The sequence below is a fragment of the Pseudomonas sp. genome (assembly GCF_033723075.1).
Classification (GTDB): Bacteria; Pseudomonadota; Gammaproteobacteria; order Pseudomonadales; family Pseudomonadaceae; genus Aquipseudomonas.
On the sequence record NZ_JAWVXU010000005.1, the window covers coordinates 198,100 to 212,105 of the forward strand.

Genomic DNA, 14,006 nt, shown 5'->3' on the forward strand with positions numbered 1-14,006 from the left:
ATCAGCCCCTGCATTTCACGACAGATTGATGACCCTTTGATGACAGCCGTAAGCGGCTAACCCTTACTGTTTGGCTAACCTCGAACTCAAGCCCAGGAAGTCCAGCAGGATATGTCCGCTTTCGGCGAGGAAGGCGTCATCTTCCGGTTTGGTTTTTTCAGGTTCGACCGGAGCGGCATCTTCGTCTTCCTTTTTCAGCTCGCTGAGCAGGTCCTCACCCTTGGCTTTGCGGCGACTGTTCTCGATCACCAACTGCTGCGCTTCTATATCGGTCTGTTGCGCGCGGCGTTTGCTTTCGTTGAGGCTGACGCTGGTTTCGTCCATAAGCCTTTGCGCCAGAGCTAGGCGCTCGCGGGTGAAGGTGAAGTCCGGATTCTTCGCCGTGCGGCTATCGTAGCGAGTCTGCAGCTCTTCCAGAAATGGCGCGATCGGATTCAGCTCGGGAGTGATCGCCGCCTTGATGCTGTCCCACGGCAAGGCCTCGGGCAGGGCGCTTTCGCCGATGTCCTTGGTGTCCATCACGTCGGGGTACTGGATATCCGGTATCACCCCCTGGTGCTGGGTGCTTTGCCCGGAAACGCGGTAAAACTTGGCCAAGGTCAGCTTGAGCTCACCGTGATTGAGCGGTTGAATGGTCTGTACCGTGCCTTTGCCGAAGGTCTGTCCGCCGAGGATCAAGGCGCGGTGATAGTCCTGCATGGCGCCGGCGAAAATCTCCGAAGCCGAGGCGGACAGGCGATTGACCAGTACGGCCAGGGGGCCTTTGTAGTAGATGCCGGCATTTTCATCGGCCAGCACATCGACCCGGCCGTCACTGTTGCGTACCAGCACGGTTGGGCCCTGGTCGATAAACAGCCCGGTCAGTTCGGTCGCTTCCTGCAGTGAGCCGCCGCCGTTGTTGCGCAGGTCGATGACCACGCCGTCGACTTTTTCCTGTTCCAGTTCGGCAATCAGGCGTTTGACGTCGCGGGTTGTGCTTTTGTAATCCGGATCACCGGCACGAAAAGCCTTGAAATCCAGATAGAACGCGGGGATTTCGATGATGCCCAGTTTGTAGTCGCGCCCTTCGTGAGTGAGCTGCAGCACGGATTTTTTCGCGGCCTGCTCTTCCAGCTTGACCGCTTCACGGGTGATGTTGACCACCTTGCTGGTCTCGTCATTCGGCGCATTGCTTGCCGGAATCACTTGCAGGCGCACCAGCGAGCCTTTCGGGCCGCGGATCAATTTGACCACTTCGTCCAGGCGCCAGCCGATCACGTCGACCATTTCGTCCTTGCCCTGGGCAACACCGATGATCTTGTCTGCCGGTGCTATCTGCTTGCTCTTGTCGGCCGGGCCTGCGGGCACCAGGCGCACGACTTTGACGTGCTCGTTGTCGCTTTGCAGCACCGCACCAATGCCTTCCAGGGACAGGCTCATATTAATGTCGAAATTCTCCGCGCTGTCGGGGGAGAGGTAGGTGGTGTGCGGGTCGTAGGACATGGCAAAGGCATTGACGTAGGCCTGGAATATATCCTCACCGCGGGTCTGGCGCAGGCGCGCCTGTTGATTCTTGTAGCGTTTGACCAGCAGTTCCTGAATCGCCTTGGGTTCCTTGCCAGCGATTTTCAGACGCAACACTTCGTCTTTGACGCGTTTGCGCCACAGGTCGTCCAGCTCGGCCAGATCCTTGGCCCAGGGGGCCTCCTCACGGTCGATCAGCAGGCTCTCGTCGACACTGAAGTCAATCTTGTCGACGCCTTGTTCGAGCATGTTCAGGGCAAACTGCAGGCGGCTTTGCAGACGCTCCAGTTGGCGCTTGTAGATTAGGAAGCCCGGTTCCAGATTGCCGCTTTTCAGCAGGTCGTCGAACTGGTTGCGCCATTGGTCGAATTCGGCGATGTCACCTGCGGTGAAGTAACTGCGCGAGGGGTCGAGCATCTTCAGGTAACCCTGATAGATCTTCGCCGAACGCTCGTCGTTGAGCGGCGGCTTGTTGTAGTGATGCCGATTGAGCAACTCTACGACGTTGAGGCTGGCGATGACTTGCTCGCGATTCGGCTGCAAGTATTCCCATGGATCGGCACTGGTGGTTTTCGCAGACAGCGGCAAAGCACTTAAGCCGAGGCTAAGGGCGAGGAAGGTGCTAATAAGCAGTGATCGCTTCATGCTGACTCGACGTAGTGACAATTGATAACGCATATTAGGCCATCTATCTGGGCGCCAGGTTCCATCGGCGCAATGCAAAAGCCGACGTTGAATGTCGGACTCGGTTCAATTGCACTATGGAGGCAGCGTGAAGGCATTGCAAGGCGTTGAAGGGCGTGTGGAGTGGGCGGAGCAGCCCGCCCCGGCCTGTGATGTAGGGCAGATTCGTATTCGCGTGGCGGCCGCCGGACTGAACCGGGCCGACCTGTTGCAGTGCGCCGGTCTGTATCCGCCGCCGCCGGGGGCCAGCGATATATTGGGCCTGGAATGCGCCGGCGTGGTCAGCGAGGTCGGTGCTGGCAGCGACTGCAAGGTGGGCGATCGGGTGTGCACGTTGCTGAGCGGCGGCGGCATGGCCGAGGAGGTGGTGATCGATGCACGGCACGCCTTGCCGGTGCCCGAAGGCATCTCGCTGCATGAGGCCGCCGCCTTGCCCGAGGTGTATGCCACGGCCTGGCTCAACCTGTTCCAGTTGGCCGGCCTGAAGCCCGGCGAAAAGGTCCTGCTGCATGCGGGGGCCAGTGGTGTGGGGTCGGCGGCGATCCAGTTGTGCAAGGCATTTGGCAGCCCGTGCTGGGTCAGCGTCGGCTCTGCCGAGCGACTGGCCTATTGCGAAGCCCTGGGTGCCCAGGGCGGCGTGTTGCGCGGCGAAGACAACCTGCAGGCCTTGCGCGATTTCGCCCCTTTCGATGTGATCCTCGATCCGGTTGGCGGCAACTACGCCGCGCTTAACCTGGAGCTGCTGGCGCTCGATGGTCGCTGGGTGAATATCGGTCTGATGGGCGGGCGCAAGGCCGAGCTGGATCTGGGGTTGCTGTTGGGTAAGCGCATTCAATTGATTGGTTCGACCCTGCGCAGCCGCGATGATCAGTTCAAGGCCGATCTGTTGCGCGATCTGCAGCAGCAGGTGTGGCCGCTGTTTGCCGAAGGCCGGCTCAAGCCGCAACTGGCATGCAGTTTCCCGATCGGGGACGCGCAAGCGGCCTTTACCGAACTGGCGAGCAACCGGGTTAACGGCAAACTGGTGTTGGTAATAGACCCGACCCTGGTATGAAGGTAGGTGTTGATTGACTTAGTCAATCGATATCATGGCGGCAATCAATAAGCTTTTTTCGAATAAGGGGCTAAAATGCGCCCTGTAAATTCCTAATCCTCATCTTAACCCTCAAAAGGAATCAGAGATGTCTCTCGTCAATACTCAAGTTCAACCGTTCAAGGCCAACGCTTTCCACAACGGCAAGTTCATCGAAGTGACCGAGCAATCCCTGAAGGGCCAGTGGTCGGTACTGATCTTCATGCCGGCTGCCTTCACCTTCAACTGCCCGACCGAGATCGAAGACGCTGCCAACAACTACGCCGCGTTCCGTGATGCCGGTACCGAGGTTTACATCGTCACTACCGACACTCATTTCTCGCACAAGGTCTGGCACGAGACTTCGCCTGCTGTAGGCAAGGCTCAGTTTCCGCTGGTTGGTGATCCGACTCACGCGCTGACCCGTGCTTTCGGTGTGCACATCGAAGAAGAAGGCCTGGCCCTGCGCGGCACCTTCCTGATCAACCCGGAAGGCGTGATCAAGACCGTTGAAATCCACTCCAACGAAATCGCTCGTGATGTCTCCGAAACCCTGCGCAAGCTGAAAGCTGCCCAGTACACCGCTGCTCACCCGGGCGAAGTCTGCCCAGCCAAGTGGAAAGAAGGCGAGAAGACTCTGGCTCCTTCCCTGGACCTGGTCGGTAAGATCTAACAGTGCCGATCCGTAGGGTGGATGACGCTGTTTTCATCCACCACTGCTGATTGTCAATGGTGGATGGGTGAAGCGTCATCCACCCTAAGCCAGCCCTTAAGAGCCTTAACCGATTCTTAACGGTCCCCGATGCCCGGGCGTGATCCGTCCGGGCATTTTATTGCCCCGAATTTTTGTCATTGAGGACTTCCCGTCATGTTGGACGCCAATCTGAAAGCCCAGTTGAAGACCTACCTCGAGAAGGTCACCCAGCCGTTCGAGATAGTCGCGTCCCTCGATGACAGCGACAAATCCCGCGAACTGCTCGGTCTGCTGCAAGACATCGTCGGCCTGACCGACAAGATCACCCTCAAGACCGATGGTCGCGACAGTCGCACACCGTCGTTCTCGCTCAATCGCCCCGCGGCGAATATCAGCCTGCGTTTTGCCGGTATTCCCATGGGCCACGAATTCACCTCGCTGGTGCTGGCGTTGCTGCAGGTCGGTGGTCATCCGTCCAAGACCGCGGCGGACGTGATCGAACAGATCAAGGGCATCGAAGGCGAATTCAATTTCGAAACCTACTATTCGCTGTCCTGCCAGAACTGCCCGGACGTGGTCCAGGCGCTGAACCTCATGGCCGTACTCAATCCCAATATCCGTCACGTCGCCATCGACGGTGCACTGTTCCAGGCGGAGGTCGAAGCGCGGCAGATCATGTCGGTACCGAGCCTCTATCTGAACGGCGAGCTGTTTGGCCAGGGACGCATGGGTGTGGAAGAAATTATCGCCAAGATCGACACCAACGCCGGTGCCCGTGATGCCGACAAGCTCAACGCCAAGGAGGCCTTCGACGTGCTGGTGGTCGGCGGTGGCCCGGCTGGCGCCGCGGCGGCTATCTATGCCGCGCGCAAAGGCATCCGCACCGGGGTGGCGGCCGAGCGTTTCGGTGGCCAGGTGCTCGATACCATGGCCATCGAGAACTTTATCTCGGTGCAGGAAACCGAAGGGCCGAAGCTGGCCCGCGCCCTGGAAGAGCACGTCAAGCAGTACGACGTGGACATCATGAACCTGCAGCGTGCCAGCGCCATCATCCCGGCTCAGCACGCCGGTGGCCTGCATGAGGTGAAGTTCGATAGCGGTGCATCGCTGCACGCCAAGACCCTGATTCTCGCTACCGGCGCGCGCTGGAGGGAGATGAACGTACCCGGCGAGCAGGAGTACCGTGGCAAGGGCGTGGCCTACTGCCCCCATTGCGATGGCCCGTTGTTCAAGGGCAAGCGGGTGGCGGTGATTGGTGGCGGCAACTCCGGTGTGGAAGCAGCCATCGACTTGGCCGGCATCGTCGCCCATGTCACCTTGATCGAGTTCGACAGCCAGTTGCGTGCCGATGCGGTGCTGCAGAACAAGCTCAACAGTCTGGCCAACGTGACCATCATCAAGAGCGCGCTGACCAGCGAAGTGCTGGGTGATGGGCAGAAGGTCAATGCGCTGGTCTACAAGGATCGCCACACTGACGAACTGCACCGCGTCGAGCTGGAAGGCATCTTCGTGCAGATCGGTCTGCTGCCCAATAGCGACTGGCTCAAAGGCGTGATCGAGTTGTCACCACGCGGCGAGATCATCGTCGATGCCAGGGGCGGCACCAATGTGCCGGGCATATTCGCTGCCGGCGATGTCACAACCGTACCCTACAAGCAGATCGTGATCGCCGTGGGCGAGGGGGCCAAGGCTTCCCTGAGCGCCTTCGATCACCTGATCCGCAGCTAATAAGCTAGAAGCGCGCGTTGCCAAAGGGCGGACAACCTTTACCGAGTGTCCGCTTTTTTGTGCAGGCTCAAGCCCCAAAACGCTGCAACTGCATCTCCTGCAGCCGGCTCAGGGTGCGGCGAAAGGCAAAGCTCAGGTAGCCCTCGGTATAGAGTTCGGCCAGGGGCACCTGGGCTTCGATATACAGCGGCACCTTGCGGTCGTAGCACTCATCTACCAGGGCGATAAAGCGCCGTACGCTGTCATCCTTGACCGAAAGCGCCGGCAACTGGCGATCACCGGCCTGTACCCGTTCGACACCATCTTCGGTGCCGCGGGCGATCTTCGCCGCGCGTTGCGGGCTGCTCAGGTTTGGCACTTCGCTGAGCAGAATGGCCTGGAAACGGTCGCACAGGGCGATAAAGTCGGGGGCGGCAAGGGGTTGTTCGCAGAGATCGGCAAAGCGGCACCAGAGCACGCCGTCGCAGTGGCGCAGGGTCTGCACGCTACGGTTGCCTATGGTAAGGGGTTGATCACTGCTAGGCCGGCCTGCAGCCAACTGGCTAAAGTGGCGGTTTAGCACGCCGGGTAGTCCCGGCGTGGCGACCCAGTAGCGGGTATGGGCGGTGCCGGGGTGCAGGCGATGGTCTTCCTCGCCATTGATGCTCACCACCTGCATATGCCGTTGCAGGGCGGCCACCGCAGGCAGAAAGCGTTCGCGGTTGAAGCCTTCGGCATACAGTTGTTCGGGTGGTTGGTTGGAGGTGGCGACCAGCACCACGCCCTGTTCGAACATCACCTGGAACAGGCGGCCGAGAATGATCGCATCGCCGATATCGCTGACAAACAGCTCGTCGAAGCACAACACGCGCACCTCGTGGCTCAACTCCACGGCCAGGGCCTGTAGCGGATCGGCGGTGCCGGTGAGCTGAAACAGGCGGATATGTACCCAGCGCATAAAATGGTGAAAGTGCTGACGCCGCGCCGGAACCTTCAACCCTTTGTAGAAACTGTCCATCAGCCAGGTCTTGCCGCGCCCCACCGGCCCCCACAAGTACACCCCGTTGATGGGATGCGCGGGTGCGGCCTGATGCAAGGCCTGATGGCAGTCGTGCAAGGCCTGGGCGGCCTGCCACTGCGCGGGGTCGGATTTGAAACCGTCGCGCTCGATGGCTTGCTGGTAGGCGGTCAGGGGCGAGCTGCAGTCCATCAGCGTGCCTCGATCCGCTTGCGCATAAAGGCCGAGTTGGCCGGGCACAGGCTGGAAAATTCCGCAGTCTGCCGAATCGCTGCCGGCGCGTCGGCTCTGGTGCAACTGGCATAGCCCAGCTGGCGGAAGAAGGCTTCGGCCGTGGTGGTCAGCAGGTAGATTTCCTGCACGCCCAGCTGGCCGGCATAGGCCTCGGCTTGCGCCACCAGGCTGGTGCCATAACCCTTGTCGCGGGCGGCTGCGGCCACCACCAGGGACCTGAGCAGCGCCACATCGCCATACAGCTCCAGACCGACCACTGCATCGGGCGAATCCTCTGGCCCGCAGGCGATAAAGTGTTCGAAGTGTTCGGCGCGCAGGTCTTCAGTCGGCAGGGCGGCGGCCGCGAGCAATGCCTTTACCGCAGTGGCAGAGGGGCGCAGGTGGAAATCCATGGGGGCACCATTGGGAGTTTTTATCGAGAACCAGTGCCCGCACGCTAGGGGCTTTTGCGGCAAAAATCCATAGGGGAGCCGGTAAAGTGGCCATGCCGTGTACTTATGGCAAAGGCGGGCTCGGTCTTGTAGCCCGGGGGAAATCCGGGCGCGGATTTTCCGGCGGCAGATTTCCCTGGATTGCATCCGGGCTACGAGGTGCGTGGGGTGAACATGACAACGCCTTGTCCCCCGCTAGTGGTCTGGATGGCGAACAGGTCTAGCGCCAGCTCAGGATCGGCCAGCCGGCCTGTTGGGCATGCTGGCGCAGGGTCGGGTCGGGGTTGACCACATGGGGCTTGTCGATCACTTGCAATAGCGGCAGGTCGTTGCGCGAGTCGGAGTAGAAGTAGGCACCGTCGAGGGTTTCGTCGTGCTCATGCAGCCAATCGCGCAGGCGGCTGACCTTGCCTTCGCGGTAGGTCAGCACGCCCCGTGTACAGCCGCTGTAGTGGCCGTGCTGCTCCTCCAGATCGATGGCCAGCACTTCTTCGACCTTGAGGCGGCTGGCGATGGCGCTGACCAGAAAATGTGCCGAAGCGGAGATCACCAGGATGCGGTCACCGGCGGCGCGGTGCTTGGCCAGGCAGCGGGTTGCGTCGCTGTAGAAGATCGGTTCGATCACGTCCTCGACGAAGGGCTCGACCACATGGGCGACTTCCTCGGCCGTGCGCCCCACCAGAGGCGACAGGGTAAAGACCATATAGTCTTCCATGGCCAGCTCGCCGGAGCTGTACCGGCGCATCAGTTCCTGCTCGCGGGCGATAAAACTGTCGCCATCGGCCCAGCCGAGCTTGACCATTTCCCGGGCCCACAGGCTGGCGCAATCACCGCCGATCAGGGTTTCGTCCAGGTCGAAAATCGCCAGGGCCATCAGGCTACCTCACAGATTGCAGTGGCTTCGATACTCAGGTTGATGGTTTGGTCGCGGCCGTGCATGTCGGCGACCGAGCGATTCAGCACATCGACCATCAGCTCGACGCCGCGGGCCTCGACACGGTAACGGATAACGTTGCCGAGCAGGCTGTGGCTGCGAATCCGCGCCTCGATATTGCCCCGGCTGCCGATCTGGATGGCCTCCGGGCGAATGGCCACGCGGCTGCCGATCGGTCGGCCGAGCAGGCGGCTGGCGGCGTCGGCGTCGAGCAGGTTGTAGTTGCCGATAAAGCCAGCGGCGAAGGCGTCGACAGGCGCGGTGTAGAGGGTCTCGGCATCGCCGCTCTGGACGATCTTGCCGGCGTTCATCAGGAAGATCCGGTCGGACATCACCAGGGCTTCTTCCTGGTCGTGGGTGACGAAGATGGTGGTCAGGCCGAGGTCTTGCTGAATCGAGCGGATCTGTTCGCGCAGGTGCTTGCGAATCCGTGCATCCAGCGCCGACAGCGGCTCATCGAGCAGCAGCAGGCGCGGGCGGGTGACCAGCGAGCGGGCCAGGGCCACGCGCTGGCATTGGCCGCCGGAGAGCTGGTGTGGGTAGCGCGTGGCGAAATCGCCGAGCTCGACCATCGCCAGGGCTTCGCGCACGCGCTCGGTGCTTTCTTCCTTGGCGACCTTCTGCATGCGCAGGCCGAAGGCGACGTTCTGTTGCACGGTCATATTGGGGAACAGTGCGTAGCTCTGGAACACCATGCCGATGCCGCGTTTCTGCGGCGCTTGCGGCACCAGATCTTCACCATCCAGAACAATCTGCCCGCCGCCCACTTCGGTGAGGCCGGCGATGCAGCGCAGCAGGGTGGATTTGCCGCAGCCCGAAGGGCCGAGCAGGGTGACGAATTCGCCTTTGTCGATCTCGCAGTTGATATCGCTGAAGATCGACGTGGCGCCGTAGCTCTTGTGCAGGCCGCGGATGCTCAGATAACTCATGACTTGTCCTTGTTCAGGCGGTTGGCGGCCCAGGTGAAGACCAGCACGAAGAAGAAGTAGGAAATCACCAGGGCGCTGTTGAAGTGGCCGCTGCTGTTTTTCATGTTGTTGAGGTAGACCTGCAGCGTCTCGTAACGGGTGCCGACCAGCATGTTGGCGAACACGAACTCGCCGAACAGGAAGCTGAAGGAGAGGAACAGCGAGACCATCAGGCCCTTGCGCAGGTTCGGCAGCACCACCAGAAACGCCGCCTTCCAGGTGCTGGCGCCGAGCAGGTGGGCGGCGTCCATCAGGTCCGGCAGATTGATCGCCTGCAGGTTGTTGGTGATGGCGCGGTACATAAAGGGCAGGGCGATAGTGAAGTAGCAGCCGATCAGAATCCACGGCGTGCCGGTCATCGCCAGCGGCCCCGAGCCATACAGCTGCAACAGGCCTACCGAGGACACCACCGGCGGCACGGCGAATGGCAGCAGAATCAGGATGTTCATCAGGCCGTCGAGCTTGGGGAAGTGGTAATGCACCACGAACAGCAGCGGCAGAATCAACACTACCGACAGCGCCAGGGCGCCGAAGCACACCAGCAGCGACTGGCCGAAGGCATTGAGAAAACGCTGATCGCCCCACAGCGCCAGGTACCACTTGAGGGTCAGGCCGTCCGGCAGGATGCTCGCCGACCAACTGGTGGACAGCGAATAGAGCAGGGTGCCGGCCAGCGGCGTCAGCAATATCAGAAACAGCAGCCAGACCACGACGCGGTGGTAGAGCGCGGCGGGTGCGCGGTCAGCGAGAGACATGCTGGCTCCTTTTCAGCAGCAGTTGATGGGCCACGGTGATCACCGCCATCAGGCCGACCAGGATCATCGCCAGGGCGCTGGCCAGGTTCGGGTCGAGGGAAATATCGCCCGAGACCAGACCGGCGATGCGGATCGGCATCACGTTGAAGTTGCCGGTGGTCAGGTAGTAGACGGTGGCATAGGCGCCCAGGGCGTTGGCCAGGAGGATGACGAAGGTGCCGAGCAGCGCCGGGGTCAGTACCGGCAGGCCGATATGCCGCCAGAAGTCCCAGGTATTGGCGCCGAGCAGAGCGGCGGACTCGCGCCAGTCCTCACGCAGGGCGTCGAAGGCTGGATAGAGCAGCAGCACGCCGAGGGGGATCTGGAAGTAGGTGTAGAGCACGATCAGGCCGTTTTTCGAGTAGAGGTTGAAGCTCTCGATCAGGCCGATCTTGATCAGCAGCAGGGTCAGCGCGCCGTTGAAACCGAGCAGGATGATAAAGGCGAAGGCCAGCGGCACCCCGGCGAAGTTGCTGGTCATGTTGGAGAAGGCCATGACGAAGTCGCGCAGCTTGGAATCGACCTGATGCAGCGAATAGCTGCCGAGAATCGCGATGGCCATGCCGAACAGGCTCGACCAGAAGGCAATCTGCAGGCTGTGCTTGATCGCCTGCAGGTAGAACTTGGAGCCGAATACCTTGGCAAAATTGGCCAGGCCCCAGCCCTCGGCGCTGTTCAGGCTGTTGATCGCCACCCACACCAGCGGGGCGATCTGGAACACCACGAAGAACAGGGCGAAGGGCAGCAGGCACAGCGCCGCCAGCCATTTGCCCCTGAGCTGCGGCGACAGCCTTGCCCGTGGGGTTGCGATAGGTTGCGCGTCGCCAGGTAGCTTGGCGCTTTGTTCGAGAGGCGCGCTCATTTCAGTAATTCCCTGCAAACGGGTTTGTCGTGGGCCACGCCGAGCAGCTCGCAGACGGTGCCGCACAGCTCGGTCTGCCTGGGCTGGGCATCGCGGTTCAGGCTGAACGCCGAACCCAGTACGAACAGCGGCACTTCGCGCTCCTCACGCAGCAGGCCGTTGTGCGAGCGGTCGTTGTTCATGCCGTGGTCGGCAGTGACCAGCACCTGGTAACCGGCATCCAGCCAGCCTTGCAGGTAGTCGGCGAGCAGCACGTCGGCACCGCGCGCGCTGTTGCGGTATTGCGCGCTGTCGAGGCCGTGCTTGTGGCCGGCGTCGTCGATGTTCATCGGGTGTACCAGAAGGAAATTCGGGCTGTGGCGCAGGCGCAGGCTTTCCGCGTCGGCGAACAGGTGGGAATCGGGGTAGTGATCGGCATAGTAGAAATGCCCATGCTGGATCGGCAGTTCGAGGTCATCGGTATGACGGTCGCGGGCGGCCTCGAAAGGCGCGCGGTTATACAGCTCGCTGACCCAGTGATAGGCCGCGGCGGCGGTGCAGAGGCCGGCGCTGCGTGCGTAGTGAAAGATGCTGCGCTGGTTGGACAGGCGCACCACCTGGTTATGCACCACGCCGCTGTCGATCGGCGTAACGCCGGTGAGGATGCATTCGTACAGCGGACGGGACAGCGACGGCAGCTCGCATTCGAGCTTGTACAGCGCCGCGCGCTCGGCGCCACAGTAGGCCTGCAGATGCCCTAGCGCATGCCGGGCGACCTCGTAGTTCAGGCCGTCGAGAATGACGAGGATGACCTTGGACGCCATGGGTTGTCCTGTGTGAAAGATGCGTCATGGATTCGTAGCCTGGGTTGAGCGCAGCGATACCCAGGGCAGGTTCCCGGGTGTCGCTACGCTCGACCCGGGCTACGAGCTATTACTCCATATTGATGATGACGTTTTCCTGCCATTGCTGCGGCAGGGCCTTGGAGGTGGCTTCCCAGGCGGCGGCGTCCTTGATCGGCTGCACCTTGGCGTATTGCTCGTTAGGCAGCAGCTTGGCCTGCACCTCGGCCGGCAGGGTTAGGTGCTCGGCGCGGATCGGCCGGGCGTTACCCTTGGCCAGGTTGATCTGGCCGGCGTCGCTGAAGATGTACTCGCGCGCCAGCTTGGCGGCGTTGGGGTTCTTCGCGTACTTGTTGATGATGGTGCTGTAGCCGGAGATCACCGAACCGTCGGACGGGATCAGCACTTCGAAGCGGCTCGGGTCGATCTGGTCGCGGTAGGACAGACCGTTGAAGTCCCAGACCACGCCAACTTCCACTTCACCTTTTTCCAGGGTCTGGATAGTCGGGTTGGCCAGCGACAGGCGGCCTTGTTCGGCGATCGCGGCGAAGTAATCCAGGCCCGGCTGGATATTCGTCTCGTCGCCGCCGTTAGCGATGGCCGCGGCCAGTACGCCGTTGACTGCCTGCGCCGCGGCGCTGACATCGCCGATGGCGACGCGGTATTTGCCGGTCTTCAGGTCGGCCCAGCTCTTCGGCACATCCTTGACCAGCTGCTTGTTGACGATAAAGGCGATGGAGCCGGTGTAGGCGAGCATCCAGTGGCCGTCAGCGTCCTTGGCCCAGCTCGGGATCTGTTCCCAGGTGCTCGGTTTGTAGGCCTGGGTCACACCCTGCTGCACCGCGATGGGGCCGAAAGCCGCACCGACGTCACCGATATCGGCGCTGGCGTTGTCCTTTTCGGCGGCGAATTTGGCGATTTCCTGGGCCGAACTCATGTCGGTGTCCATATGCTTGAGGCCGTAGAGTTTCTCCAGGTCGACCCAGGTGTCTTTCCAGTTGGCCCAGCTGTCCGGCATGCCCACGCTATTCACCGCGCCTTCGGCCCGTGCGGCTTTTTCCAGTGCGGTTAAATCCATTTCGCTCGCCATGGCCGATGCCGCCAGGGCGATGGTCGAACCTATCAATGAAGCCAGCAGTCGTTTTTTCATCGAAAACTCCGTTGCGGTGAGTGTTGGTCTAGATCAGCAAGAACCCAGCCAATCTAAGCCATCGGCATGACACTTTTATGTCGTCTCGCGCCTTGCGCCTCGCTCTTGCGCCCGGGCAGACTAAACATACCCAGCGTAGACTACCGTTAGCGCCAAGCAACGCTGGAAATGCCATGAAGCCCGCGTGTTTTCTGTCGGAAGCTGTCATCTGTCGGTCATCCAAGTTGCTTAGGATCGCCACAAACCGCGTTCTAGCGGCCTAGGTTGAGCATATTGATCAACGTGGACTAGTCCAGTAGAGGGTAACCAATGGGCGACATAGCGCCTCGGGCGGTAACCGCCATTTGCCGGGCTTTGCAAGAGCAGATCGAACACGGTTTATTGCCATCGGGCAGTCAGTTGCCCGCCGAGCGCAAGCTCAGCGAAGTCTTCGACACCACCCGCATCACGTTGCGCGAGGCCCTCGGGCAGTTGGAGGCCCAGGGGCTGATCTACCGTGAAGAGCGCCGCGGCTGGTTCGTCTCGCCGGCGCGAATCACCTACAACCCGCTGGTCCGCTCGCACTTCCATGCCATGGTCGGTGAGCAGGGACGGGTGCCGGCGACCGAGGTGTTGAGCGCGCGGCTGATGCCGGCCAGCGCGGAAATCTGCCAGATACTGGCGCTGCCGGCGCTGTCCAGCGTCTATCAGATCCGCCGCGCGCGGCGCATCGACGGGCGCCTGGTGTTGTACGTCGAGCACTATCTGAATCCGGCTTACTTCCCCGGCATCCTCGATTTCGACCTGACCCTGTCGCTGACTGAGCTATATGCCAGTGAGTACGCCATTCATTACGGGCGGGTGCGTTTCGATATGGTGCCCACCGCGCTGCACAACGAAGCGGCGGCGGCCCTGAAGGTTGCGGTCGGCAGCCCGGCGCTGCGCATCGTCCGGGTCAACCGCGACCAGCACGGCCGCATCATCGATTGCGATCTGGAATTCTGGCGCCATGACGCCCTGCACGTCAGTGTCGAGGTGCCGGAGTGAGGATCCTGTAGAGTCCCGATGCAATCCGGGGAAGACCTGCGCATGCACCCGCGATCCCGGGTTGCGCCATAGGCTTGTTCGGGCTACGAGACCGCGCTTGGTCTACGA

The 14,006-nt window shown here is 61.4% G+C and carries 13 protein-coding genes; 4 read left to right on the top strand and 9 right to left on the bottom strand.

Annotated elements, in window-relative coordinates; genetic code table 11:
• Positions 1 to 63 precede the first annotated feature (63 nt).
• Positions 64 to 2,148, bottom strand: a complete 2,085-nt coding sequence (locus R3355_RS08335) for a carboxy terminal-processing peptidase (protein ID WP_318950247.1) — start codon at positions 2,146 to 2,148, stop codon at positions 64 to 66.
• 127 nt (positions 2,149 to 2,275) lie between these two features.
• On the opposite strand from R3355_RS08335, the gene R3355_RS08340 reads away from it, so the two are divergent.
• The 3 genes from R3355_RS08340 to ahpF all read left to right on the top strand — a co-directional run bounded on the left by R3355_RS08340 (position 2,276) and on the right by ahpF (position 5,681).
• Positions 2,276 to 3,241: a zinc-binding dehydrogenase gene (locus R3355_RS08340; RefSeq protein ID WP_318960808.1), complete on the top strand. Its 966-nt coding sequence runs from the start codon at positions 2,276 to 2,278 to the stop codon at positions 3,239 to 3,241.
• Between the two features lie 127 nt (positions 3,242 to 3,368).
• On the top strand, positions 3,369 to 3,932 hold the full coding sequence (gene ahpC / locus R3355_RS08345; RefSeq protein ID WP_318950245.1) for an alkyl hydroperoxide reductase subunit C: 564 nt from the start codon (positions 3,369 to 3,371) through the stop codon (positions 3,930 to 3,932).
• 195 nt (positions 3,933 to 4,127) lie between these two features.
• Positions 4,128 to 5,681 (top strand): alkyl hydroperoxide reductase subunit F, encoded by a 1,554-nt coding sequence (gene ahpF, locus R3355_RS08350; protein WP_318960809.1) that lies wholly within the window; start codon positions 4,128 to 4,130, stop codon positions 5,679 to 5,681.
• Positions 5,682 to 5,748: 67 nt separating this feature from the next.
• Here ahpF and zapE read toward each other — a convergent pair whose 3' ends face one another.
• From zapE to R3355_RS08390, 8 genes are all read right to left on the bottom strand, one after another.
• A complete protein-coding gene (gene zapE / locus R3355_RS08355; RefSeq protein WP_318960810.1) occupies positions 5,749 to 6,870 on the bottom strand; it encodes a cell division protein ZapE in 1,122 nt (373 codons plus the stop codon).
• Entirely contained in the window at positions 6,870 to 7,304 is a 435-nt protein-coding gene (gene arsN2, locus R3355_RS08360; RefSeq protein ID WP_318960811.1) for an arsenic resistance N-acetyltransferase ArsN2, read from the bottom strand. Before arsN2 ends, zapE begins: the two co-directional genes overlap by 1 nt.
• Positions 7,305 to 7,563: 259 nt before the next feature.
• Positions 7,564 to 8,217 (bottom strand): HAD family hydrolase, encoded by a 654-nt coding sequence (locus R3355_RS08365; RefSeq protein ID WP_318960812.1) that lies wholly within the window; start codon positions 8,215 to 8,217, stop codon positions 7,564 to 7,566.
• The gene (locus R3355_RS08370; protein WP_318960813.1) at positions 8,217 to 9,206 is read right to left on the bottom strand and encodes an ABC transporter ATP-binding protein; all 990 of its coding nucleotides are present in this window, start codon (positions 9,204 to 9,206) and stop codon (positions 8,217 to 8,219) included. The genes R3355_RS08365 and R3355_RS08370 overlap by 1 nt, the downstream gene beginning before the upstream one ends.
• Entirely contained in the window at positions 9,203 to 10,000 is a 798-nt protein-coding gene (locus tag R3355_RS08375; RefSeq protein ID WP_318960814.1) for an ABC transporter permease, read from the bottom strand. The genes R3355_RS08370 and R3355_RS08375 overlap by 4 nt, the downstream gene beginning before the upstream one ends.
• Complete coding sequence (locus R3355_RS08380; protein ID WP_413243492.1) at positions 9,987 to 10,901, bottom strand: ABC transporter permease; 915 nt, start codon at positions 10,899 to 10,901, stop codon at positions 9,987 to 9,989. Before R3355_RS08380 ends, R3355_RS08375 begins: the two co-directional genes overlap by 14 nt.
• Positions 10,898 to 11,704 carry an alkaline phosphatase family protein gene (locus R3355_RS08385; protein ID WP_318960815.1) on the bottom strand — a complete coding sequence of 269 codons (807 nt, stop codon included), beginning with the start codon at positions 11,702 to 11,704 and terminating at the stop codon, positions 10,898 to 10,900. Before R3355_RS08385 ends, R3355_RS08380 begins: the two co-directional genes overlap by 4 nt.
• Positions 11,705 to 11,813: 109 nt before the next feature.
• Entirely contained in the window at positions 11,814 to 12,872 is a 1,059-nt protein-coding gene (locus tag R3355_RS08390) for an ABC transporter substrate-binding protein (protein WP_318960816.1), read from the bottom strand.
• A gap of 309 nt (positions 12,873 to 13,181) precedes the next feature.
• Between R3355_RS08390 and R3355_RS08395 the strand changes: the two genes are divergently transcribed.
• Positions 13,182 to 13,898 carry a UTRA domain-containing protein gene (locus tag R3355_RS08395; RefSeq protein WP_318960817.1) on the top strand — a complete coding sequence of 239 codons (717 nt, stop codon included), beginning with the start codon at positions 13,182 to 13,184 and terminating at the stop codon, positions 13,896 to 13,898.
• The last annotated feature ends 108 nt before the right edge of the window (positions 13,899 to 14,006 follow it).